The organism is Proteus vulgaris (assembly GCF_011045815.1).
GTDB lineage: Bacteria > Pseudomonadota > Gammaproteobacteria > Enterobacterales > Enterobacteriaceae > Proteus > Proteus vulgaris_B.
The window spans coordinates 2660520-2684247 of record NZ_CP047344.1; the positions used below are offsets into that span (position 1 = coordinate 2660520).

The window sequence follows — 23728 nt, forward strand, 5'->3', positions numbered from 1 at the left end:
ACGTCTTAGGCAAAAGCCTTTAAATTTCGTCAGGAGTACGCAGATTTTTGACTGCGATACGCTCACCGTGTTTTCTTTCTCGTTCTGATTGCATATTGGCACGGTAAACACCTTGGTCGCCGACAACCCACGATAATGGGCGACGTTCTTTACCAATGGACTCTTGTAATAACATTAATGCTTGCATATAAGCTTCAGGGCGTGGTGGACATCCAGGAATATACACATCAACTGGAATGAACTTATCCACACCTTGCACTACGGAATAGATGTCATACATACCACCAGAGTTAGCACATGCACCCATAGAGATAACCCATTTAGGTTCTAACATCTGATCGTATAAACGCTGAATAACAGGTGCCATTTTCGTAAAGCACGTACCTGCAACCACCATAAAGTCTGCTTGACGAGGGGATGCACGTAAGACTTCGGAACCAAAACGAGCCACGTCATGCACAGCTGTAAATGACGTCACCATTTCAACGTAACAACAAGAAAGACCAAAGTTATATGGCCATAAAGAGTTTTTCCGTCCCCAGTTCACAACGTCATGCAACGCATGTTCCAGTTTTCCCATATACACGCTGCGATGAACGTGAGCATCTAATGGGTCACTGACAATTTCCTGTGTTTGCAGGGGATAACGGTCATTCTCACCGTTCGGATCTATGCGGGTGAGGGTATAATCCATTTCTAATGCCTCGCTTATTACTGCTGCGGATGTTTGCCGCTGGTTAATCGAACATGGCTTTTACTCGCAGTTTCACGGCGAGAGCGAATAGGCGTCCAATCTAATGCACCTATGCGAACCAAATAGAATAATCCAGCTAATAAAATAGCGATGAAGACTGATGCTTCAATAAAGCCTAACCAGCCAACTTCACGAACGGAAACAGCCCAGGCATAAAGAAACAGTGCTTCAACATCGAAAATAACGAAAAACATGGCAACTAAATAGAATTTAGCCGACATGCGCAGACGAGCGCTGCCAACAGAATCAAGACCAGATTCATAAGGAACATGCTTTGCCCTTGCCTGTGCGCGTCCGCCTAAATAGCGGGCACCCAACAACATGAGCGAACATAACCCCAATGCGCCTATGAGGAAGACAGCAAATGCCCAATGATGGGCGATAACTTCGGTGGTTGTAGACATACTCATTGCTTACTCATCAAAGGTGGTGTCAATTAACCAACTCTTATCCGGCGGTTTACACCACATTTCTAATTACGAAAAAAAGGCGTATTAAACAGACTTGCTAATTAAACAATTAATAACAGTCTATTTATACCTTTCTTATTTTTTAGAAAACTTTGTAATAAATCACACTGTTTTCTATCGCGATTTAACAAATTTAACACTCATTTTTAACACCCAATTACTGGCTAATGCTAAAACGTGTCAGTCAATCTACAAAATTTTTGCTAACACGCTTAGTCTAACCGATAATTCGATTTTACTACACCAGTATCTCAGGAAAAACCTGACTCAACACAGGCAAATGTGCCTTATTTTCTTGATCAAACTCACAAAATAGTCGAAAAAATACTTAATCAGTTTAAAATTTATCCAAATTTTAACAAATTAACTTTCCAATATTGTGGAGGAGGTCAAATATCCGTTTTGATTTGCGTTTTTATTCTCTAAAAACCTAGACAATCTTTTTATTTGTTAACAAATCCTACAAGTGATTAACCAAGGGGGAAGGTAAACATTTTTTTAACAAGCAGTTAAGGCGGTTATAGAATGAAATGTCACAAAGATGAATACATAAATCAGCATAAATATTAACACAATGTTACTATATCCAAATATGACAATAAAAAAACGGAAATAAATGCGCTTAATTGCATCTATTCCCGTTTATCATTATTCATCACTATTTAGTCTTATTTGACTATTTTTTTAATCTTTAATTTTTGTGTTTTAACACTCAATATCTACACAACGATTAATGTGATTATTCCAGCTCAGTCGAGCTAATATCTTCAGGTGCAGTGACGGTATAAGGTGTTTTCTTGTTTTCAATTGCATTGAACACTGTTAACACCGCTTCATTTTGTTCATCAAAGTTACGATATAACCAATATTGTGTTTCAGGTAAACGCGGTAAACCTTCACTTTCGCCTAAAATACGTAAATCGGCATTTTGCATTTCAAGTGGACGCGCAGTAATGCCCACTTCTGCATTTACGGCTGCACGAACAGCAGATAAAGAAGCAGCTTCATACGCAATACGCCATTGAATGCCTGCATCATCTAGTGTGTTCGTTGCTAATTGACGGAATGGGTTTGTTTCATCCATCACAACTAAAGGAATAGGCTCATTCATTTGTATTTGGAAATCAGGCGCACAGTGCCATAACACAGGTGCGGTGCGTAACGCTGTACGCGGGTGATGACCAATACGGGCTGTTGTTAATGCTAAATCAATTTCATGATTATCTAGCATTGCTTCAATATATTGAGAACGTTTAATGCGTACATCAACCGCTAAACGTGGATATACTGACGCGATACGGTTTAATAAAAAAGGCAATAAAGTATCAACAGAGTCGTCAGAGGCACCAATACGTAGCTCCCCTTCTGCATCGCTATACGTTAATGACGCAGTTGCATCATCATTCGCACGTAAAATTTGACGTGCATAACCTAATAATTGAAGGCCATGCTCTGTAAGTAACTTATTACGACCATGGCGGGCGAAAAGCTCTCTGCCCACCAATTGCTCTAAACGTTGCATCTGCTGACTAACAGCTGACTGGGTTCGACATACAGCAGCAGCTGCGGCTGCAAACGTGTTTAAATCTGCTACAGCTACAAACGTTCTAAGCAGATCGAGGTCGAGATTCATTATCGGACGATTTGCATTAATCATTGTTTATTCTTCACTTATTTTTGATTTTTAAATTACATATACCTGGTGTTTTTTTATCAAAAGTCTAAAAAAGACTTCTAATTAGACAGTACTCTACTCTGAAAAGGAGAGCAAAGACATACCGAATACTTTACATTTGTTTCTTATCGTTTACACCTCCTAGATAGAAAGGAATTGCATCTTTTTGTAACAAATTAAATTTTATTATCATTTCAAGCATTCACAAGAAAGAACTGCATACCATCATCACAAGTTAGACTTGGATCATACTATATTGTTTTCTCGTACATAAATTTTAACATTTTGAAAATAATTTAAATTATCTTAACTATGCATTCCAATTTAAGTATCTTCCCCTATAAATTAAATTTAAGATTTAAATTTAATTTATACTTAAACCGATTGATTGCTATAGAATAAAGTAGATTTAACCATATTATTTGAAAATTTAATATATTAAGTCAGATAATACAAATCCGATAAAATTATTCAATAATTGATTATGCAACATCCCATCTATCTATGTATCACATCAACTTATTTCTGATCACCACACTAAAAAGCTCTTATTCACTAGAATAATAATCCAGAATTATTATCAAAACTGAAATATAAACCCGCCATAAACCACACGATCAGTCATCAAAATAACATTCTAAGAATAAACTGACCTTTTACACCAAAAATTACCTAGCATCTTCAAAAGTTTGTAACGTAAGAGTAGAGTGATAGAACAGTTATTTGCTGGGACAGCCTTTTCATTTGTATCTTTCTATATGAATAGCAATTGGCGATAAATGTCGCTAAGTCGCCACAGTAGAGATACACGTCAGACCCTATTAGGTAAACGCGCTATGAATCAAATTAAAAAATCAAACAAACTCGAACATGTCTGTTACGACATTAGAGGTCCGGTTTTGCAAGAAGCAAAACGTCTGGAAGAAGAAGGTAATAAAGTTTTAAAACTCAATATTGGTAACCCGGCACCTTTTGGCTTTGAAGCACCTGATGAAATTTTAGTAGATGTTATTCGTAATCTACCAAGCTCACAGGGCTATAGTGATTCAAAAGGACTGTTCTCTGCGCGTAAAGCTATCATGCAGCATTATCAAGCTCGTGACATGCGTGACGTCACTGTTGAAGACATCTATATTGGTAATGGTGTTTCTGAATTAATTGTACAAGCGATGCAAGCCTTATTAAATAATGGCGATGAAATGCTGGTGCCCGCGCCAGACTATCCTTTATGGACAGCTGCCGTTTCTCTTTCTGGAGGAAACGCAGTTCATTATATGTGTGATGAACAGCAAGGCTGGTTCCCTGATCTCGATGATATTCGTAGCAAAATTACAAAAAATACCCGTGGCATTGTTATTATTAATCCAAACAATCCAACTGGTGCGGTATATAGCAAAGATATTTTGATGGAGATCGTTGAAATAGCTCGTCAACATGACCTAATTATCTTTGCCGACGAAATCTACGATAAAATTCTCTATGATGATGCCGAACACCACTCTATTGCAGCGATGGCGCCTGACTTATTAACAGTCACCTTTAATGGCTTATCAAAAACCTATCGAGTTGCGGGTTTCCGCCAAGGTTGGATGGTATTAAATGGCCCTAAAAAGCATGCTAAAAGCTACATTGAAGGCTTAAATATGCTGGCTTCCATGCGATTATGCGCCAACGTTCCGATGCAACACGCTATTCAAACTGCATTGGGTGGTTATCAAAGTATTAGCGAATTTATTCTACCGGGTGGTCGCTTATATGAACAACGCAATCGCGCTTGGGAACTGATCAATCAAATTCCTGGTGTGTCTTGCGTTAAACCTATGGGTGCATTGTATATGTTCCCTAAAATAGACCTTAATCGCTACAGTATTAAAGACGATCAGAAGATGATCCTTGATTTATTACTGCAAGAAAAAGTTTTACTGGTACAAGGTACTGCCTTTAACTGGCCATACCCAGACCATTTCCGCATCGTCACCCTTCCCCGTGAAGATGATTTAGATATGGCAATTCAAAAATTTGGACGCTTTATTGTGGGTTATCACCAATAAAATTGTCTTCTATTAGAGAAAACGCAGTATAACAACCCGTTATATTGCGTTTTTTTATTTTCTTTTTTATTGGCGTTTACATCTGTTAATTATCCACTCACAATAATGTCTTCAATCACGCAATTGGGAGATATTATGAGTTACTTTTTTGCCCACCTTTCTCGCTTGAAACTCATTACTCGTTGGCCTTTAATGCGTAATATTCGCCAAGAAAATGTTTCTGAGCACAGTTTACAAGTCGCTTTTGTCGCCCATGCTTTAGCGGTGATTAAAAATCGTAAGTTTGATGGTAATGTCAATGCTGAGCGTATTGCATTACAAGCGATGTATCATGATGCCAGCGAAGTGATCACCGGCGATATGCCAACTCCAATTAAGTACCATAATCCACAAATTGCTCATGAATATAAAAAAATAGAAAAATACGCACAACAAAAATTAATTGAAATGTTACCCGAAGAATTACAAGAAGATTTTCGTCCTCTTATTGATGAGCAATTACATAATGAGGAAGAAGCCTTTATTGTTAAACAAGCTGATAGTTTATGTGCCTATTTAAAATGTCTTGAAGAGTTAGCCGCAGGCAATAGTGAATTTAATTTGGCTAAAAATAGATTAGAAAAAACCCTAGCAGAAAGACATAGCCCAGAGATGGACTATTTTATGAAGGTGTTTGTACCCGGTTTTAGTTTATCGCTGGATGAAATTAGTGAGTAAATGAAACCATTACTCTATAAAAAGATGAGTGTGAATACACACTCATCTTGACTCAAACTTTAGTTTTTCGCTTTAATAGTAATTAAGCTATTTTCTATTTATATTTATATTTTCACTATCCTCTATAAACTTATTTAATATATTTAATGCATCTGTAGCTTGCTCTCTCTTAATACAATTTATTTTTTCTGACTTGCCAAATATATTTTTAATTTTCTCCACAAACCCCATTTTTTTCATAAAAATATCATTATCTTTTAAATATTTTTTTATGATTGATGTTTTCTCTTTTTTTGATAGTTCTTTACTTTCAATTTTATTTTTAATAATAGAAAAATCACTACTATTTAAGTTATATCTGTTATCAACATTTTTATTATCAAACTCATCAATACTGGTACTATATAATTCCCTATAATTGCTAAGTTTGTTAATTACCTCTTCATTTCTTTTTTTTGCATATTCTTTAGATTTTGACTCATCTTTAATCTCATTTTGTCTTTTAATATCTTGCTCTTTACTAAAATGATAATTTCTAATTATCTCACTCTTATCATCAACCATACCTTCATTTTTTATTTCTGATATATTTTCACTAATTTTAATTGGATTTTTGGGGACAAAAGTTGAAAAGGAAGGTGCTTCTATCTCATTTTGAGTACCTATATCAATAGTTTCGTATGTAACATTATTATAGGTTAATAATGGAGATGATATGTTTTTCACCTCTTTAACTTCTGTAGTTAATATACTGTTTTTTTTGCTTTCTGGATGAGTAATTTTTAGTGGACTCATTGAATTTGAGTCATTCACAGCTGCAATTTTCATTTTAAACTCTCCCTAATTTTTCTATTTCTTTAAATTACTCCTTTATAAGTTTTGATATTTCAGAAAACACACTCATATAGATACAATTTATATAAAATGAAAAAAAGACCACTCAATAAATAAAAAACGCTGTTTATTAATTAACAAACAGCGTTTCAGCAAAACAAAAATATTGATAATTAGAATGGGAATAATAGCGGGATCAGGAAGACACTAATCAGCATTACGATTATCGTAAATGGCACACCAATCTTGATAAAATCAGCAAACTTATATCCACCCGGTTCAAGAATAAGCGTATTAACGGGCGAGGAAACCGGTGTCATGAAGGCTGCGGATGCCGCAACACCAATAACCATTGCAAAGGGTAATGGTGAAACATTCATTTGATTCGCAGCAGCAATCGCAATGGGTGCCATTAATACTGCCGTTGCTGTATTTGAGATAAACAACCCAATTGACGCACAGAGTATAAATAAACACACCAACATCACTTGAGGCCCAGCACTACCAGCGACATCCATTAAACCATTCACAATAAGCTCAATACCACCTGTTTTTTGTAATGCAGCGGCAAATGGCATCATACCTACAATCAAAATAATACTTGGCCAATGGATAGAACGATAGGCACTTTCCATATCAATACAACGGAATTTACCCATTAATAAACAAGCAATAAGTGCTGCAATAAAGTTGGGTACTTCATTTGTCACCATTAACGCTACCATTAATGCTAACGAAAATAATGCATGAGGTGCTTGTGATGAGGCTGGCGCAACAGTTTCAATTTCTGCAGCTAAATTTAGCACGATGAAATTACGTGGTTTAGTCGATAAAACACGAATAAGTTTCCAATCACCAATAACCAACAGCACATCACCGAGGCGTAATGGTTCATCAACAATTTTACCCGGCAACGCATTACCTTCTCGGCGAATAGCAACAACGTTTAACCCGTAGCGAGTACGGAATTTTATCTCTCTTAATGATTTGCCTAATAACTCTGAATCTGGATTCATGGATACTTCAGCAAGGCCTACATCACGTGACTGTTCAGAGAAATATTCTCCACGTAATACCATCGGCTCTAACATCTGTTCACGGCAAAATTCGCGCAAATCAACATCACTGGCAGACATATCTACCAATAAAACATCACGCTCTCTTAATTCAGTGCCCCCTGTTGCGCTGACCATCACGCGCCGAAACCGCCTCCAGCGTTCAATACCAACAACGTTTGCACCATAACGAGAACGTAGGTGCAATTCATCAAGTGAATGACCTATAAGTGGGGAACCTTTACGAATAGCTAAACGACGAGCACGTCCTGCTAATTGATAATCACGAATAAGATCACGGAAAGTACGACGATAAGCCTCTTTTTGCTTACCATTATCGTTATTTCCTAACCAACGGCGTACCACCAGCATATATAGAATACCGGCAAACAATACAGCAATACCAATAGGTGTAATGGAGAAAAATTGAAAACTTGGCAATCCTTCTCTGACTAATTCACTGTTAACAACCATATTAGGTGGAGTCGCCACTAAGGTCATTAATCCACTGATAAGGCCCGCAAAACCTAGTGGCATCATTAAACGACCTGGTGATGTTTTCATGCGAGCAGCAACGCTCAGCACAACAGGAATAAAGATAGCTACCACTCCTGTTGAGCTCATGAAAGCCCCCAAACTTGCAACACATATCATTAATAGCACAAGCATTTTAACTTCACTGCTACCCGCGACACGTACAAGCCAGTCCCCCATTTGATAAGCCACACCTGTTCTCACTAACCCTTCTCCAATAACAAAAAGGGCAGCAATTAGTAATACGTTAGGATCACTAAATCCTACTGTAGCTTCATTTAATGTAAGTGTACCGCTAAGAACGAATGCGATGATGACAAGTAAAGCGACCACATCCATACGGATTTTATTGGTCGTAAAAAGGACAATAGCTATCAATAGCAGGCTTAAAACCCATAATAATTCGCTATTCAAAATGGCCTCGATCAGCAATAAGTGAAAACAGGTTAAGACATCAATTCACTACATTGATAAGTAGACCATTTTTACATCAATAAGTCTTCTAGTATGATCAAAGAAAAGACTATCTTTTGTGCGTTATTATCACTTTTTCAGCTTGCTTCTCGATTTGAATATCATTTAAAGAATCAATAATTAAATGAATCTCATTACGGCGAGGAAGGGATAAAGGGGCGTGTACAGCAACGACTTGACATCCTGCATCTAAACCAGAGTAAATACCGGCTGCTGCGTCTTCAAAAACCACACACTCTTGAGGCAATAAACCTAATTTTTTTGCGCCTAAAAGATAAGGTTCAGGATCAGGCTTACCTTTACTAATACATTCAGCCGTCACCCAATGTTTAGGCTCAGGAATACCCGTGACCGATTGGCGTGTTGATGCGATTGGTACGGTACCAGAAGTCACTATTGCCCAAGGAATATCTAATTCATTAAGATGATTGATTAACTCAATGGCCCCAGGAAGAGGTGCTAAACCTTCGGTTTGTGTTGATTCTAATTTTTCTAACCAGCGAAAAGTATCTGTTATCTCTTGTTCTGTAGCATTAGGCATAAAATGGCGAATCGACTCAATAGCAGGCTTTCCGTGGATATAGTCATTAATCTCTTGTGTTGATACACCAACGCGTTCACCAAACAACGCCCAACAATATTCAACAACGGGTAATGAATCAACTAATGTTCCATCTAAATCAAACAGAAAACCTTTACATGTGATCGCCATAATTTATGCCTACCTTAGAATGATGCGTTACGTATTACGCATTAAGAATTTGTTGGATTTCAACGGCGCTAAGGTGATATTGACGAGGGCAGGCTAACCAAACAGCCAGCATTCTTTGGTATTTTTCCCACATTGGTGTTTGTGAGTTGAAACCATGACTACCACTATCAAAATGCGTATAGCGCCCTTCTGTATTCACCATAAAACGCACATAACTAAGATAGCGAGATTCTGTCGCCGCATCAAAGCCAATAAATGCGACACGACGAGCATCCGGCATTTCTTGATCTTTTAAATTATCGCGAGAAACTTGCAGTGCATGGTACATTTCCATGACGTTAATAATGGTACGGCAAGTCTCCTCAGACATTTCATCAAAATCACGGTCTAGTTCACGTAATTGTAACCCGTAACCGCGTTCAATGATTGTCTGATAGCGACGATAACGTTCAGCGTTATCAGGATCCATCATAGTCATCATTTTATATTGATTAGAGAGGATCAAGCGTTGTGCGTGTGTCATTTCCATCATTAATTCTCCAAAGAAATCATTGAGGAGAGCATGACATTAATCAAAAGTATTGAGTAGTGTTAACTACCCGTTTTTTGATCTCAAGGGGGTAATTCTAAGGACAATAATGGCAAATGACGAAGGTAGAACAAATGTTCTACACATCATCAAGAAAAGAACGATCAAGTTGCTTAAAAGCCCGTTTTAATAAATGAGCTAGAGAAAGGTAAGTTGGCGTTTGTTCAACAGGTGCTAAAGCAATACCGGCTTCTTCAAATTTCTCGCGTATCTCATAAAACCAGCGTAATAATGTGCCAGGAAGAGGTGTTGCAGCACGCTTACCTAACCACCATAACCCTTGCATTGGCAGGCTACAGGCAAATAACGCCGTTGTAATTGCAGGCCCTAAACTCCCCCCCAAAGCAATTTGCCAAGTCATCGTAAAAATGGCGATCGGCGGCATATAGCGAATGCCAAATCGCGTTGCTTTGACAATGCGATTTTCAGGGAATACGGGGGCTAATTGCTTTTCAACCGGCCAGGTTTTTAAATACTCATTACCCAAACGAAGCTTCTTAAAAAAGCCAGGAGGAGTCACTGTCGGTTCGCTCATAATGACCTCAATCAATTTCTTCTGTAACTTTTAAAAAATATCTATAAAGAATAAAAATCTTTTAGTAGAATTAAGTATATTTTGTCTTTGTTGCCTTTACTCTGTATCCTGTGCCCATTCTAAAGGTTTGTGGCAATAAAGCGCTATATTTTGTTTGCCGGCGTGATTTTCAACCCTTTTCGACGATTTTAACGCGAAAAGCTAATGGTTGAATAAAAATCGTCCAATTAATGATTGGCAACTATAATTAGCATCAAGTTTCTACTTTAAGCATGATGCGCGTCATTAATGTCATCATAGTAATGCGATAGGCTTTTATGATTGACGTTTTATTAACCACCGTCTTTATAATATAAAAGACACTACGACAACAAGATAAATAGGTAATTCCATGTCAAGTAAGCTGGTGCTGGTACTGAACTGCGGTAGTTCTTCTCTTAAATTTGCAATTATCAACCCAGAAAATGGTGAAGAATTCCTTTCAGGTTTGGCTGAATGCTTCAACCTTCCTGAAGCCCGCCTGAAGTGGAAAATGGATGGCCAAAAACATGAAGCTGCGTTAGGCGCAGGTGCTGCTCATAGCGAAGCATTAAACTTTATCGTAAATACTATTCTGGCTGAAAAACCAGAACTGTCTGCACAAATTGCTTCAATTGGTCACCGTATTGTTCACGGTGGTGAGAAATTCACTAAATCTGTCGTGATCACTGACGAAGTTATCAAAGGTATTGAAGCTGCTATCCCATTTGCTCCATTACATAACCCAGCTCACCTTATTGGTATTGAAGAAGCGCGTAAAGCATTCCCTCATTTAATTGAAAAAATGGTTGCAGTATTTGACACTGCATTCCACCAAACAATGCCAGAAGAAGCTTATCTGTATGCACTGCCATACAGCTTATATAAAGATCACAGCATCCGTCGTTACGGTGCTCACGGAACTAGCCATTTCTTCGTTTCCCGTGAAGCCGCTAAAATGTTAAACAAACCTGTTGATGAACTGAATGTAATCACTTGCCACTTAGGCAATGGTGGTTCTGTTTCTGCTATCGTTAACGGTAAATGTGTTGATACTTCTATGGGTCTGACTCCATTAGAAGGTTTAGTGATGGGTACACGTAGTGGTGATATCGACCCTGCTATCGTATTCCATTTACATGATACTTTAGGTATGAGCGTTGATGACATTAATAAACTGCTAACTAAAGAATCTGGCTTATTAGGTTTAACTGAAGTCACTAGTGACTGCCGTTATGTTGAAGATAACTACGAAACTAAAGCAGATGCTAAACGTGCCATGGACGTTTATTGCCATCGTTTAGCGAAATACATCGGTTCTTACTGTGCACTGATGGAAGGTCGTTTAGATGCTATTATCTTTACTGGTGGCATCGGTGAAAACGCAGCAATGGTACGTGAATTATCTCTGAAAAAACTGGCTCTATTAGGTTTTGAAGTTGACCATCAGCGTAACCTAGATGCACGTTTCGGTAAATCAGGCACTATCACTACCGATAACAGCCGCCTTGCTGTTGTTATCCCAACTAACGAAGAGTTAGTTATCGCTCAGGACGCAAGTCGCCTGACCGCTTAAGTTCTTTGATGTACTGCCAGTGTCATGCTGGCAGTACTGTTTTACATAACGAGCAACCGATATTTAAAGAGGTTTCCGTGTCCCGTACAATTATGCTAGTCCCAACTGATACACGCGTAGGTTTAACCAGCGTCAGCTTGGGTGTTATCCGTTCTATGGAACAAAAAGGCGTTCGCCTTAGCGTGTTCAAACCTATTGCACAACCTCGTGTAAAAGGCGCATTAGATCAGACAACTGCGATTATCCGCTCTCACTCCACTATTCAATCATCAGAACCTTTAAATATGGATTATGTTGAGTCTCTGCTCAGCTCAAACCAAAAAGACGTTCTGATGGAAGAAATTGTTGCTAGATACCATGAAAACACCGCTGATGCTGAAGTTATTCTCATCGAAGGTCTGGTACCTATGCGTAAGCACCCTTTTGCACAATCATTAAACTATGAAATTGCAAAAACATTAGGTGCTGAAATTGTTTTCGTTACTGCATTAGGTAACAACACGGTTGAACAGCTAAAAGAGCGTATCGAATTTGCGCGTGCTGAATTTGGCGGTGTAAAAAACCAAAATATCACAGGCGTTATTGTTAACAAACTAAATGCACCTGTTGATGATCAAGGTCGTACTCGCCCGGACTTATCTGAAATCTTTGATGATTCAAGTAAAGCGATTATCTCCAATGTCGATTTAAAAACCATTGAAAAAAATAGCCCACTGCCTTTGCTGGGTTGCATTCCATGGAACTTCGATTTAATCGCTACCCGTGCAACAGATATGGCAAAACACTTAAATGCGACTGTCGTCAATAAAGGCGATATTGAAACCCGTCGTATTAAATCTGTCACTTTCTGTGCTCGTAGTATTCCACACATGTTAGAGCACTTCCGCCCTGGCTCACTGTTAGTCACCTCAGCGGATCGCCCTGATGTATTAGTTTCAGCGTGCCTTGCAGCAATGAATGGCGTTGAAATTGGTGCAATCCTACTAACAGGTGGTTACCAAATTGATGCACCAATCAAACAACTTTGTGAACGTGCATTTGAGACTGGCTTACCAATCTTTATGGTTAATGCGAACACTTGGCAGACCTCTTTAAATCTGCAAAGCTTTAGCTTAGAAGTGCCTGCTGATGACCATGAGCGTATTGAAAAAATTCAGAACTATGTTGCTCAACACATCAATACACAATGGATTGATTCACTGACAGCAAACTCTGAGCGTCCTAACCGTCTATCACCACCAGCGTTCCGTTATCAATTAACAGAATTAGCACGTAAAGCGAAAAAACGTATCGTTTTACCTGAAGGTGATGAGCCACGTACTGTTAAAGCGGCAGCAATTTGTGCTGATCGTGGTATCGCAACTTGCGTGCTATTAGGTGATCCTGAAGAAATTCGTCGTGTAGCTACTGCACAAGGCGTTGAATTAGGCACTGGTATTGAATTAGTCAATCCGAAAGAAGTTCGTGAAATCTACGTACCTCGCTTAGTTGAACTACGCAAAAATAAAGGTATGACAGAGGTTGTTGCTCGTGAACAGTTAGAAGATAACGTGGTTCTCGGCACATTGATGCTAGAAAAAGGCGAAGTAGACGGTCTTGTTTCTGGTGCTGTTCATACAACCGCTAACACTATTCGCCCACCACTACAGTTAATCAAAACTGCACCTGGTAGCTCATTAGTGTCTTCTGTGTTCTTTATGCTGTTACCTGAACAAGTTTATGTTTATGGTGACTGTGCAATTAATCCAGATCCAACGGCTGAACAACTGGCTGAAATTGCAATCCAATCTGCTGATTCTGCCATTGCATTCGGTATCGACCCTCGCGTTGCAATGATTTCTTATTCTACGGGTAATTCTGGTGCTGGTAGCGATGTAGAGAAAGTACGCGAAGCGACACGTTTAGCACAAGAAAAACGTCCTGATCTGATAATCGATGGTCCTTTACAATACGACGCAGCTGTTATGGCTGACGTTGCTAAATCTAAAGCACCAAATTCACCTGTTGCAGGTAAAGCAACTGTGTTTATCTTCCCTGATCTGAATACCGGTAATACCACTTACAAAGCGGTACAACGTTCAGCTGACTTGGTTTCAATCGGGCCAATGTTACAAGGTATGCGTAAACCAGTGAATGACCTTTCTCGTGGTGCATTAGTGGACGATATCGTCTACACCGTTGCGTTGACAGCGATTCAAGCAAGCCAACAAGAAAACGCATAATTATTGAAGTTCGCTTCAAAATAGACAAACGCCAGGTGATTGATTTCATCTGGCGTTTTTTTATTCAGTCAATCTTTTCATTGATTAAAATGAGAAGCTACCTCAATGCTCAACAACTTGACTGCGATCTTTTTTGACAAGGTCAATCAAGAGACAACACTACATATAAACACCATTATAAAAACAACTAACACATTGATTTTAATGATTTATATGAACCCATTTTATTCAAAAAAAGATAGGAATGAGATGCGTTTCTGTTAGTATGCAGGTGGGTGCTTGGATCATTTTGGTTCAAGCATTTGCGAGCGCCAAAAAGACGAAAGCCCCGAATTCTATTTTATTAAAATTCGAGGCAGTCTCAAGACCTCAACAACTTGATTCTGTCTCCTTTAAAAAGGAGTGTCAAGAGAAATGACTAAATTTGCCCTGATAGGGCTGATTGCTGTCTGCATGACAGCACTGTGTTTATCATTACTTAGGCATGAAAGATTATGCTCTTTCAATATTCGTAGTGGTCATACAGTAGTTCAAGCGACTTTATCTTGCGATAAATAGCTTTGTGGGGGAATTTTCCCCCACAATTTCTCTCAAAAATTGTTGAGATTGGTGATCACAAGCACCCTACTTTAATGACTTACAATATACAAATGAGTAATCCCCGCCTCGCTCCCTCTCTTTTACTTTTGTTTTCACAATAACAAAATCAACTAATGCATTGTTTTAACTAATATATTCATACTATTTTTTTCAAAAAAAGATAGGAATGAGATGCGTTTCTGCTAGTATGCAGGTGGGTGCTTGGATCATTTTGGTTCAAGCATTTGCAAGCGCCAAAAAGACGAAAGCCCCGAATTCTATTTTATTAAAATTCGAGGCAGTCTCAATAACTCAACAACTTGATTCTGTCTCCTTTAAAAAGGAGTGTCAAGAGAAATGACTAAATTTGCCCTGATAGGGCTGATTGCTGTCTGCATGACAGCACTGTGTTTATCATTACTTAGGCATGAAAGATTATGCTCTTTCAATATTCGTAGTGGTCATACAGTAGTTCAAGCGACTTTATCTTGCGATAAATAGCTTTGTGGGGGAATTTTCCCCCACAATTTCTCTCAAAAATTGTTGAGATTGGTGATCACAAGCACCCTACTTTAATGACTTACAATATACAAATGAGTAATCCACGCCTCGCTCCCTCTCTTTTACTTTTGTTTTCGCAATAACAAAATCAACTAATGCATTGTTTTAACTAATATATTCATACTATTTTTATTCAAAAAAGATAGGAATGAGATGCGTTTCTGTTAGTATGCAGGTGGGTGCTTGGATCATTTTGGTTCAAGCATTTGCAAGCGCCAAAAAGACGAAAGCCCCGAATTCTATTTTATTAAAATTCGAGGCAGTCTCAAACCAGACAACTTGATTCTGTCTCCTTTATAAAGGAGTGTCAAGAGAAATGGCTAAATTTGCCCTGATGGGGCTGATTGCTGTCTGTATGACAGCACTGTGTTTATCATTACTTAGGCATGAAAGATTATGCTCTTTCAATATTCGTAGTGGTCATACAGTAGTTCAAGCGACTTTATCTTGCGATAAATAGCTTTGTGGGGGAACTTTCCCCCACAATTTCTCATAACAGGTTGTTGCGTTTTGTGGTTACAAGCACCCTACTTTAATCCACTAATACCCGTTGATTAGTCGCACCCCATAAAATCGACATTTCTGTAAACAGTGCGCCACTAATATCTTCAACTTCTTCCGCTGTAATTTCGCTATTGCCTTGCTTACCAAAGAATACAACTTCATCCCCTGAGTTGATATTTTTAAGATCTGTAATATCAACAATCACCGTATTCATTGACGTTTTGCCTAACACAGGTACACGTTGGCCACCAATTAATGCATGTCCTGCATTACTGAATACTCGACGATAACCATCAGCATAACCAACGGGAATATTAGCTAATACTGAATCACGTTTTAGTGTGTAAGTGCGATCATAACCAACAGTATTGCCTTTAGGATAATAATTGATTGAAGCAATATTCGATTTAAACGTCATTACGCGTTTGTAATCTGTACTTGCGATGGTATCGCCATAGAAAATTCCGCCTACACGTACCATATCTAGCCATGATTCAGGTACGGTAATTGTGGCAAACGTATTTGCCATATGCAGAGTGACATCTTTACGATTTAGCCCAGTAACATCCAATACTTTTTGGGATTGCTGTTTAAAACGAGCAAGATCTTCTCTTACTTTATCAGCATCTTCTTCAGGATAATGAGACATAATACCAACCACTTTAAGGTTAGCTAATTGAGCAATTTGCTTCGCCTCTTCAAGCCCTGCATTGTTATTCACTTCTAATCCATTACGAGACATTCCACCTGAATTTAAGGCTAAATGAATAGGGATCACTTTATTTTGCTGTTTAGCAATGGCATCTAATCTCTTAGCCATATCTAAGTTACCAATTAATTCTTCTACGTTATAGCTTGTCGCCTGAGCCATTTCTTGCTCTGTCGCATTACGCACACGCATTAAACGACCTTGAAACCCAAGATCACGTACTGTTTTGAATTCTTGATTATTAGTAACACCGATACATTGCACCTCATTTTCAATCATAACTGGTGCAACTAATGATAAATCATGGCCGTATGCATCCCCTTTTAAAACGGCACAAAGTGAGGATTTATCACCTAACAGTGATTGGACTTTTTTCACATTAAAATCAAGCGCACTTCGTGAGATCTCAATCCATGAATTATTCACGATAGCAGGTTGAACTTGAGCAGTTTGTGTTACTGGTGGGTTGTGATTAACAGGTTGTTGGCAAGCAGTTATAACAAAAAGTGGTAACAACGCAAGATATCGAATACCAAAAGACATCTTCTTTTTCCTTAGTGATTGTGATGTTAAACCTATTTTTATAATTAATTAGGTACGAAAATATACACATCGTGAATATTCACTCAGGATAATAGCATTATTATTCACAAAATAAACATATAAATTCATATAAAAAAACGCCTCAGTGAATTAATCTCAATGAGGCGTTTATGTATCTTAATTCTTAAAACAATCAACGAACAATAATACCTAACAGAATACCGATAACACCGAAGTCTGCATCACTAAATGTGGTGTTAGCAATACCGATATCTCCAAGTACTGGTAATAGGAATACAGGTAAGAAAGTAATTAATAAACCTTGAACGAATGCACCTAAAATCGCACCACGACGCCCACCGGTCGCATTACCAAATACTCCTGCTGTTGCACCCACAAAGAAGTGAGGAACCACACCAGGAATTATTACTGTCCAATCTAAAGCATACAGAATGAACATACCGATAACACCCGCTGCAAAGCTACTTAAAAAGCCTACTAATACTGCATTGGGTGCATAAGGGAATACAACTGGGCAGTCTAAAGCAGGTTTTGCATTAGGCACTAACTTATCTGAAATACCTTTAAAGGCGGGAACAATCTCAGCAATAACCATACGCACACCTTGCAGGATAATATAAACACCTGCGGCAAAGGTAATGGATTGCATTAATGAGAACATAAACCAGTTTTTACCACCACTGACTTCACGAACAAATGTATCGCCCGCAAATAAACAGGTAATGATAAAGATAATGCCCATAGTGAAAGCAATGGCAACGGGTGTGTCACGTAAAAAGAGTAAACTTTTAGGCACATTCATCTCTTCAGTTGAATGCTCTTTATTACCAAATTTACTTCCGATAAAACCGGCAACGACATAAGAGATAGTTGAGAAATGCCCTAATGCAACATCATCAGAACCGGTAATTTTTTTCATATAAGGGTGTGCAATGGCTGGGAAAAATACCATTGAAACCCCAACAACGAATGAACCTACCGCAACTAATACAGCGCCTTCTAAGCCTGCTGTTGCCAGAATAACTGCCACCATCATTGACATAAATAATGTATGGTGACCCGTTAAGAAAATAAATTTCCACGGCGTTAAACGAGCAATTAAGATATTAATCAACATGGCAAAGAACATAATCAGGGCCATTTCTTTACCAAAGCTTTTTTGTGCAATAGAGACAATTGCCTCGTTATTAGGCACAACACCTTGAATACCAAATGCATGTTGGAAAATCGTTGAGAAATCACCCAGTGAGTTAATGACAAGACCTGCACCAGCACCTAAAATCACAAAACCCATAATGGTTTTTACCGTGCCTTTAATACATTCTGTAACTGGTTTTTTCTGGGCGATTAAGCCAATCAATGCGATCAAACCCACTAAAATAGAAGGCTCTGAAAGCACATCACTCATTAGAAAGCGGAAAAAGTCCATGATAGGCTCCTTATAACGCGCCTAATTCACGTAATGCGACAGAAAGCTTTTCTTTCATCGCGACTTTATCAATCATATTATCCAGTGAAACGACTCTTCCATTTACAGCTTGAGCACTAAGTTGCTCTGCAATATCACGAGTTCCAACATAGATATCACTTGGCGTACCTTTTGCTGAACCCAAATCAACGTGATCCACTTCTGCATTGACAGCGAGATCTTTTAAAATACTTTTGATACTCATTTCCATCATTAAGCTACTGCCTAAACCATTTCCACACACAACTGTAATTTTCATGGTATTCCCCTTGGTAATTTTAAATTGTCATTAATAGTTGTTGATAACTGCTAATACATCCGCTTTGCTTTTCGCATTAAATAACGTTTGAATATCTTTATCGTTATCAAAAAGTTCGGCTAATTTCATAATGGCATTAATATGGCTATCGTTATCTGTTGCAGCTAAAACAATCAGTAATTTCACCGGATCGTTTTCATCAGCACCAAATTCCACACCTTGCTCAACAATCGTTAATGCAAGAGAAAGTTGATTAACACCATCTTCAGGACGAGCATGAGGCATCGCAATACCAGGGCCTAAAACATAATACGGCCCTATTTTTTCATGTGATTTATAAATAGCATCGATATAACGAGGTTCAACGCACCCTTTATCAACTAATGGCTGACACGCCACTTTAACGGCTTCTCGCCAATCGCTAACGCTTGGAACTACTTGCACCACATCAGGTGTTAATAATGTTTTAAGCATCTTTGTAACCTCAATAAGACTCTCTTTGAGCTTTGTTATTAAGGATAGTAATCATTAATGGTAGCGCTATCTAGATAGATCATTCGTAATTGTGATAGCGCTATCATTTTAATAAAATGTTAATTGCAGAAAATGCCAACAATTGACACTGTATTGTTTCAGCATAATGGAAAGATTTCAGGTAGGATCTGCGGTTAATAAAATAGGCTAAGCAAGCATAATCACACATGATCAAAACACGTAAGCGCCGAAATACAGGTCGCGTCACATTACAAGATGTCGCTAAACACGCTGGAGTCGGTTCAATGACTGTTTCGCGTGCATTACGAACCCCGGAGTTGGTCTCTGATAAGTTAAGAGAGAAAGTTAATCAAGCCGTAGAAGAACTTGGTTATATTCCTAATGCCTCGGCAGGCGCGTTAGCTTCGGCTCAAAGTCATATTATTGCAGTACTGTTACCCTCTTTTACAGATAAAGCCAGTGCTGATTTTATGCAATCTTTACAGCAAATATTAAATCGCCATCAATATCAAATTCTCGTTGGTTGTTATGAGCATCAACCGCATAAAGCCAGTGATGTGATTAATATGCTATTACAAAGCAATCCTGCCGCATTAGTTGTCTTTGGATCACAACTCAGTCCCACTCATTTTTTAAATATTAGTAATGCCAACGTGCCAGTTGTCAGTGTTGCAAGTCAATCCGATGAACAAGCTGCCATTAGTATTGATTGCTCTTATGAGCAAGCTGCATATGATTTAACTAGTCATTTAGTCACTCAAGGAAGACGTTGCATTGGCTATATTGGCGCTTTACAAGGCCAGCGTTTACACCATCAGCAAATTACAGGTTGGTCACGAGCTTTACTCAAATATTATTTAAATGCCGAACAAAGCGTTACAACCCCCGATCCTGCTTCTATGGCTTATGGTAGACTGGCTTTAACAGAGATTTTATTGCGCCAACCTGAATTAGATGCCGTTATTTGTAGTCATGAGAGCATTGCATTAGGAATGATTTTTGAGTGTCAAAGACGATTAATTAAGATCCCTCAAGATCTGGCCATTGCCTGTTTGGAAGGCTCTGATAATAGTGATCAGATATCCCCATCTCTCACATCAATTCGCTTTGATTATCACAAAATGGGAAAAGAGGCAGGAAAACACCTTATCGCCCTTTTACAACGCTTAAAAGACGAAGATGATAACGCTATATTCGAAGATACCGTTATCAACTATGCTTATCGCTTTGAAATAGGGCAAAGTACCCCTTAATCGACGGTTTCTCGAGTTTCTAAGCGTGTACTGTTATTACGTGTTAGCCAAAGAGAAAGCGCTTTTAGTGAATCCGGCGTAAATTCATCACAACGCTCTGTGATTTCAGAGGGAGTTAACCAGCACACTTCCTCAATTTCTTCAGCTTGCAGAGCGAAAGGCCCATGAGAAACACAACTAAATAAACTTCCCCAGACACGACAGCTTTTATCATCATAATAAAATTGTCCGTGTTCAGCGAAAGGAACCCCCGCAATGCCGAGTTCTTCTTCTGCTTCACGGCGCGCACTTTCCAGTAAATTTTCACCTTGTTGGACAACACCACCTGCTGTGGCATCTAACCAGCCAGGATAAAAATCTTTTGTTTCTGTTCTACGTTGCGCCAAAATTTTGCCCATCCCATCATGAACAACGATATACGTTGCTCTATGTCGTAGGTTTTCAGCTCGCATTTGTTGACGTGTTGCTTGTGCAACGACTTCATTTTTATCATCAACAATATCAACCCACTCAACCAATGCCGTCTTTTCTTGTTCCATCCTCAACAAACCTTTTTTAACCGATACTAAACGATCGTAATTTTTATCCTGAATATACCAAAATCACTATTTTTCACCACTACAATAATCATACGAGACTTGTCTTATCTATCTTGCGCTTTTTTGCTTTTTATGATGTTAGAAGGCAGACTGTGGTTATACTAAACATTTCGTGCCTACTTTACTTTGGAGCTTTCAATGATTGATTTATATTATGCAGATACCCCAAATGGTCAGAAAATAACACTTTTTCTTGAAGAAGCAGGCCTACCTTATCAATTACATCGCATTGACATCAGTAAAGGCGATCAATTTAAGCCTGAGTTTTTAGCAATTTCCCCTAACAACAAAATTCCTGCCATCGTTGATAATTCACCCGCAGATGGGGGCGAACCACTCTCTATTTTTGAGTCTGGTGCTATTCTTATCTATCTAGCTGAAAAAAGTGGTAAATTAATTAGCCAAAATTTACGCGAAAAAACAACACAACTGCAATGGCTTTTTTGGCAAGTGGGAGGTTTTGGCCCCATGTTAGGACAGAATCATCATTTCACTCGCTATGCCACAGAAAAAGTACCTTATGCAATTAAACGTTATACTGAAGAAACACAGCGTCTATATAGCGTGTTGGAAAAAAGATTAGCACAATCACCTTACCTTGGTGGACAAGAATACAGCATTGCGGATATTGCCACATATACATGGGCCCGTCTTCACGCTCACCACAATATTGATTTGGCTAATTACCCTGCGATAGAAAAATGGCTAAATAAGATAAACCAGCGCCCAGCAGCCAAAAAGCTCTTTGGTGAATAAAAGCAATTAATAATGTCAGGATGATATTTATTCTTTATTAGGCAAGATGATCAGGAGGATAGTGATGAAAATACTTATCACAGGTGGTACAGGACTAATTGGTAAAGCATTAGTGTGTGAACTTGCACTGTCTAATAATGATATTACAGTGCTTTCTCGCTCACCTCAAAAAGTCTATTCGCATTTTTGTAATGAAATCACCTGTTGGACTCAACTCAGTGATAAACAAAATCTTAATGAGTTTGATGCGGTCATTAATCTTGCTGGAGAACCCATTGCCGATAACCGTTGGACACCAGCTCAAAAGCAAAAACTCATTAACAGTCGTTGTGATTTAACTCAAAAATTGGTTGAGTTAATTAAAGCCAGCGACTCTCCTCCTTCTGTTTTCATTTCTGGCTCTGCGGTTGGCTTTTATGGTGACCAAGGTGATTTGCAAGTCACTGAACAAACACCAGCAAATCCTGAGTTTACACATGAGCTCTGTGCTAAGTGGGAAAGTATTGCTCTTGAAGCACAAACACCATTAACACGTGTTTGTTTATTACGTACAGGAATTGTGCTTTCAACACTAGGTGGTGCTCTACCTAAAATGAGTAAACCCTTTAAATTAGGATTAGGTGGCAAATTAGGAAGCGGAAAACAGTATATGCCATGGATCCATATTGATGACATGGTCAGCGCGATTATTTTCTTGCTTAAGACTCAAGATGCTAAGGGCGCCTTTAACTTAACAGCGCCTAATCCTGTACAAAATAAAGAATTTACTCGTCTATTAGGAAAAGCGTTTAATCGCCCTGCCTTAATGACAGTTCCTGAAAGTGTATTACGTTTAGTAATGGGAGAAAGCGCTACATTAGTATTAGGCGGGCAACAAGCCATCCCTGAAAAATTACTCAATGTGGGCTTTGAGTTTCGTTACCCACAATTAGAAGAGGCATTAAAAGATATTATTACCACTGGAAAATAATCTCTTTTCTATTCTCAATGATTCAGAATAAATACTCTATTGAATAGATACTTTAAATAATTCAAGGTGTAGCTAGTCGACAACGCTGCACCTTAAAATATGACGAGTAAATATTCTAAATAATTCAAGATGTAGCTAGGCGACAAGTGAGTGAGTACAGTCAACAACGCTACAACTTGAAGTATGACGAGTAATAAGTATGGCGAGTATACTTAGCGAGTGGGCTTATCCCCTCCCCACCTTTGAAATAAATCATCAGGCAAATCAATCTCAAACTGATCGAGTACACGGTTAACCGTTTGATTGACAATATCATCAATGGTTTTAGGCTGAAAATAGAAAGCTGGAACAGGTGGCATAATCACTGCACCTAATTCGGACGCTTGTGTCATTAAGCGCAAATGGCCTAAATGCAAAGGCGTTTCACGTACACATAGTACCAATTTACGCCCTTCTTTCAGCACAACATCTGCAGCACGAGTGACTAAAGTATCGGTATAACTATGAACAATGCCAGATAAACTTTTAATTGAGCAAGGTAAAATTACCATCCCATTGACACGAAACGATCCTGAAGAAATTGACGCACCAATATCGCGATCATCATAAATCACATCTGCTAAAGCATGGATATCTTTTAACGAATAATCAGTTTCTAATGAAATAGTACGGCGAGCAGCTTGGCTAATCACTAAATGGGTTTCAACTGACGGTACAGATTTCAGAATTTCTAATAAACGTATACCGTAAATTGCACCACTGGCACCGCTTAGCCCAACTATCAGCTTTTTCATT

24 protein-coding genes are annotated in these 23728 nt (G+C 38.5%); 10 read left to right on the forward strand and 14 right to left on the reverse strand.

What is annotated here, in order from left to right:
- Positions 1-19: 19 nt before the first annotated feature.
- The 3 genes from GTH24_RS12640 to hexA all read right to left on the reverse strand — a co-directional run bounded on the left by GTH24_RS12640 (position 20) and on the right by hexA (position 2881).
- Positions 20-694: a NuoB/complex I 20 kDa subunit family protein gene (locus GTH24_RS12640; protein ID WP_072068608.1), complete on the reverse strand. Its 675-nt coding sequence runs from the start codon at positions 692-694 to the stop codon at positions 20-22.
- A 17-nt stretch (positions 695-711) separates the two neighbouring features.
- Positions 712-1164: an NADH-quinone oxidoreductase subunit A gene (locus GTH24_RS12645; RefSeq protein ID WP_072068609.1), complete on the reverse strand. Its 453-nt coding sequence runs from the start codon at positions 1162-1164 to the stop codon at positions 712-714.
- A gap of 799 nt (positions 1165-1963) precedes the next feature.
- Positions 1964-2881: a transcriptional regulator HexA gene (gene hexA, locus GTH24_RS12650; protein WP_072068610.1), complete on the reverse strand. Its 918-nt coding sequence runs from the start codon at positions 2879-2881 to the stop codon at positions 1964-1966.
- 854 nt (positions 2882-3735) lie between these two features.
- Between hexA and GTH24_RS12655 the strand changes: the two genes are divergently transcribed.
- Both GTH24_RS12655 and yfbR read left to right on the forward strand, forming a co-directional pair.
- The gene (locus GTH24_RS12655) at positions 3736-4950 is read left to right on the forward strand and encodes a pyridoxal phosphate-dependent aminotransferase (RefSeq protein ID WP_072068611.1); all 1215 of its coding nucleotides are present in this window, start codon (positions 3736-3738) and stop codon (positions 4948-4950) included.
- Positions 4951-5085: 135 nt separating this feature from the next.
- Complete coding sequence (yfbR, locus tag GTH24_RS12660) at positions 5086-5667, forward strand: 5'-deoxynucleotidase (RefSeq protein WP_072068612.1); 582 nt, start codon at positions 5086-5088, stop codon at positions 5665-5667.
- An 87-nt stretch (positions 5668-5754) separates the two neighbouring features.
- Here the strand turns inward: yfbR and GTH24_RS12665 are convergent, their stop codons facing one another.
- From GTH24_RS12665 to yfbV, 5 genes are all read right to left on the reverse strand, one after another.
- On the reverse strand, positions 5755-6495 hold the full coding sequence (locus GTH24_RS12665; protein ID WP_164526479.1) for a hypothetical protein: 741 nt from the start codon (positions 6493-6495) through the stop codon (positions 5755-5757).
- A gap of 179 nt (positions 6496-6674) precedes the next feature.
- A complete protein-coding gene (locus tag GTH24_RS12670) occupies positions 6675-8504 on the reverse strand; it encodes an SLC13 family permease (RefSeq protein ID WP_072068614.1) in 1830 nt (609 codons plus the stop codon).
- Between the two features lie 109 nt (positions 8505-8613).
- Complete coding sequence (locus tag GTH24_RS12675) at positions 8614-9276, reverse strand: sugar phosphatase (protein ID WP_072068615.1); 663 nt, start codon at positions 9274-9276, stop codon at positions 8614-8616.
- A gap of 34 nt (positions 9277-9310) precedes the next feature.
- Positions 9311-9805, reverse strand: coding sequence for a YfbU family protein (locus GTH24_RS12680; RefSeq protein WP_072068750.1), 495 nt, complete (start codon positions 9803-9805; stop codon positions 9311-9313).
- Positions 9806-9944: 139 nt separating this feature from the next.
- The gene (gene yfbV / locus GTH24_RS12685) at positions 9945-10400 is read right to left on the reverse strand and encodes a terminus macrodomain insulation protein YfbV (protein WP_072068616.1); all 456 of its coding nucleotides are present in this window, start codon (positions 10398-10400) and stop codon (positions 9945-9947) included.
- 391 nt (positions 10401-10791) lie between these two features.
- On the opposite strand from yfbV, the gene ackA reads away from it, so the two are divergent.
- From ackA to GTH24_RS12710, 5 genes are all read left to right on the forward strand, one after another.
- Positions 10792-11994, forward strand: coding sequence for an acetate kinase (gene ackA / locus GTH24_RS12690; RefSeq protein WP_072068617.1), 1203 nt, complete (start codon positions 10792-10794; stop codon positions 11992-11994).
- 77 nt (positions 11995-12071) lie between these two features.
- On the forward strand, positions 12072-14216 hold the full coding sequence (gene pta / locus GTH24_RS12695) for a phosphate acetyltransferase (RefSeq protein ID WP_072068618.1): 2145 nt from the start codon (positions 12072-12074) through the stop codon (positions 14214-14216).
- Between the two features lie 414 nt (positions 14217-14630).
- A complete protein-coding gene (locus tag GTH24_RS12700; RefSeq protein WP_071788551.1) occupies positions 14631-14774 on the forward strand; it encodes a Hok/Gef family protein in 144 nt (47 codons plus the stop codon).
- Positions 14775-15152: 378 nt separating this feature from the next.
- Entirely contained in the window at positions 15153-15296 is a 144-nt protein-coding gene (locus tag GTH24_RS12705) for a Hok/Gef family protein (RefSeq protein WP_071788551.1), read from the forward strand.
- Positions 15297-15672: 376 nt separating this feature from the next.
- On the forward strand, positions 15673-15816 hold the full coding sequence (locus GTH24_RS12710) for a Hok/Gef family protein (RefSeq protein ID WP_072068619.1): 144 nt from the start codon (positions 15673-15675) through the stop codon (positions 15814-15816).
- 72 nt (positions 15817-15888) lie between these two features.
- Here GTH24_RS12710 and alr read toward each other — a convergent pair whose 3' ends face one another.
- From alr to GTH24_RS12730, 4 genes are all read right to left on the reverse strand, one after another.
- Positions 15889-17112 carry an alanine racemase gene (alr, locus tag GTH24_RS12715; protein ID WP_072068620.1) on the reverse strand — a complete coding sequence of 408 codons (1224 nt, stop codon included), beginning with the start codon at positions 17110-17112 and terminating at the stop codon, positions 15889-15891.
- Between the two features lie 193 nt (positions 17113-17305).
- The gene (locus tag GTH24_RS12720) at positions 17306-18562 is read right to left on the reverse strand and encodes a PTS ascorbate transporter subunit IIC (protein ID WP_072068621.1); all 1257 of its coding nucleotides are present in this window, start codon (positions 18560-18562) and stop codon (positions 17306-17308) included.
- 10 nt (positions 18563-18572) lie between these two features.
- Positions 18573-18860 (reverse strand): PTS sugar transporter subunit IIB, encoded by a 288-nt coding sequence (locus GTH24_RS12725; RefSeq protein WP_072068622.1) that lies wholly within the window; start codon positions 18858-18860, stop codon positions 18573-18575.
- A gap of 30 nt (positions 18861-18890) precedes the next feature.
- Positions 18891-19334, reverse strand: a complete 444-nt coding sequence (locus GTH24_RS12730; RefSeq protein ID WP_072068623.1) for a PTS sugar transporter subunit IIA — start codon at positions 19332-19334, stop codon at positions 18891-18893.
- A 227-nt stretch (positions 19335-19561) separates the two neighbouring features.
- Here GTH24_RS12730 and GTH24_RS12735 point away from each other — a divergent pair, with 227 nt between their 5' ends.
- Positions 19562-20608, forward strand: coding sequence for a LacI family DNA-binding transcriptional regulator (locus GTH24_RS12735; protein ID WP_164526480.1), 1047 nt, complete (start codon positions 19562-19564; stop codon positions 20606-20608).
- Here GTH24_RS12735 and yfcD read toward each other — a convergent pair.
- Positions 20605-21147 carry an NUDIX hydrolase YfcD gene (yfcD, locus tag GTH24_RS12740; protein ID WP_072068625.1) on the reverse strand — a complete coding sequence of 181 codons (543 nt, stop codon included), beginning with the start codon at positions 21145-21147 and terminating at the stop codon, positions 20605-20607. The genes GTH24_RS12735 and yfcD overlap by 4 nt on opposite strands.
- A 198-nt stretch (positions 21148-21345) precedes the next feature.
- Between yfcD and GTH24_RS12745 the strand changes: the two genes are divergently transcribed.
- Positions 21346-21963, forward strand: a complete 618-nt coding sequence (locus GTH24_RS12745; protein ID WP_072068626.1) for a glutathione binding-like protein — start codon at positions 21346-21348, stop codon at positions 21961-21963.
- A gap of 64 nt (positions 21964-22027) precedes the next feature.
- Positions 22028-22933 carry a TIGR01777 family oxidoreductase gene (locus GTH24_RS12750; RefSeq protein WP_164526481.1) on the forward strand — a complete coding sequence of 302 codons (906 nt, stop codon included), beginning with the start codon at positions 22028-22030 and terminating at the stop codon, positions 22931-22933.
- Positions 22934-23145: 212 nt separating this feature from the next.
- Here GTH24_RS12750 and GTH24_RS12755 read toward each other — a convergent pair whose 3' ends face one another.
- Positions 23146-23727: a UbiX family flavin prenyltransferase gene (locus GTH24_RS12755; RefSeq protein ID WP_072068628.1), complete on the reverse strand. Its 582-nt coding sequence runs from the start codon at positions 23725-23727 to the stop codon at positions 23146-23148.
- Position 23728: the final 1 nt, after the last annotated feature.

What these genes read in the sequence shown, in the direction of transcription:
- GTH24_RS12655 (WP_072068611.1), top strand. Translation starts at nt 3,736, where the DNA reads ATGAATCAAATTAAAAAATCAAACAAACTCGAACATGTCTGTTACGAC.
- yfbV (WP_072068616.1), bottom strand. Translation starts at nt 10,400, where the DNA reads ATGAGCGAACCGACAGTGACTCCTCCTGGCTTTTTTAAGAAGCTTCGT.
- GTH24_RS12700 (WP_071788551.1), top strand. Translation starts at nt 14,631, where the DNA reads ATGACTAAATTTGCCCTGATAGGGCTGATTGCTGTCTGCATGACAGCA.
- GTH24_RS12725 (WP_072068622.1), bottom strand. Translation starts at nt 18,860, where the DNA reads ATGAAAATTACAGTTGTGTGTGGAAATGGTTTAGGCAGTAGCTTAATG.
- GTH24_RS12645 (WP_072068609.1), bottom strand. Translation starts at nt 1,164, where the DNA reads ATGAGTATGTCTACAACCACCGAAGTTATCGCCCATCATTGGGCATTT.
- GTH24_RS12640 (WP_072068608.1), bottom strand. Translation starts at nt 694, where the DNA reads ATGGATTATACCCTCACCCGCATAGATCCGAACGGTGAGAATGACCGT.
- GTH24_RS12750 (WP_164526481.1), top strand. Translation starts at nt 22,028, where the DNA reads ATGAAAATACTTATCACAGGTGGTACAGGACTAATTGGTAAAGCATTA.
- GTH24_RS12720 (WP_072068621.1), bottom strand. Translation starts at nt 18,562, where the DNA reads ATGGACTTTTTCCGCTTTCTAATGAGTGATGTGCTTTCAGAGCCTTCT.
- GTH24_RS12755 (WP_072068628.1), bottom strand. Translation starts at nt 23,727, where the DNA reads ATGAAAAAGCTGATAGTTGGGCTAAGCGGTGCCAGTGGTGCAATTTAC.
- hexA (WP_072068610.1), bottom strand. Translation starts at nt 2,881, where the DNA reads ATGATTAATGCAAATCGTCCGATAATGAATCTCGACCTCGATCTGCTT.
- GTH24_RS12680 (WP_072068750.1), bottom strand. Translation starts at nt 9,805, where the DNA reads ATGGAAATGACACACGCACAACGCTTGATCCTCTCTAATCAATATAAA.
- alr (WP_072068620.1), bottom strand. Translation starts at nt 17,112, where the DNA reads ATGTCTTTTGGTATTCGATATCTTGCGTTGTTACCACTTTTTGTTATA.
- GTH24_RS12710 (WP_072068619.1), top strand. Translation starts at nt 15,673, where the DNA reads ATGGCTAAATTTGCCCTGATGGGGCTGATTGCTGTCTGTATGACAGCA.
- GTH24_RS12735 (WP_164526480.1), top strand. Translation starts at nt 19,562, where the DNA reads ATGATCAAAACACGTAAGCGCCGAAATACAGGTCGCGTCACATTACAA.
- yfbR (WP_072068612.1), top strand. Translation starts at nt 5,086, where the DNA reads ATGAGTTACTTTTTTGCCCACCTTTCTCGCTTGAAACTCATTACTCGT.
- ackA (WP_072068617.1), top strand. Translation starts at nt 10,792, where the DNA reads ATGTCAAGTAAGCTGGTGCTGGTACTGAACTGCGGTAGTTCTTCTCTT.
- GTH24_RS12730 (WP_072068623.1), bottom strand. Translation starts at nt 19,334, where the DNA reads ATGCTTAAAACATTATTAACACCTGATGTGGTGCAAGTAGTTCCAAGC.
- GTH24_RS12665 (WP_164526479.1), bottom strand. Translation starts at nt 6,495, where the DNA reads ATGAAAATTGCAGCTGTGAATGACTCAAATTCAATGAGTCCACTAAAA.
- GTH24_RS12705 (WP_071788551.1), top strand. Translation starts at nt 15,153, where the DNA reads ATGACTAAATTTGCCCTGATAGGGCTGATTGCTGTCTGCATGACAGCA.
- GTH24_RS12745 (WP_072068626.1), top strand. Translation starts at nt 21,346, where the DNA reads ATGATTGATTTATATTATGCAGATACCCCAAATGGTCAGAAAATAACA.
- GTH24_RS12675 (WP_072068615.1), bottom strand. Translation starts at nt 9,276, where the DNA reads ATGGCGATCACATGTAAAGGTTTTCTGTTTGATTTAGATGGAACATTA.
- yfcD (WP_072068625.1), bottom strand. Translation starts at nt 21,147, where the DNA reads ATGGAACAAGAAAAGACGGCATTGGTTGAGTGGGTTGATATTGTTGAT.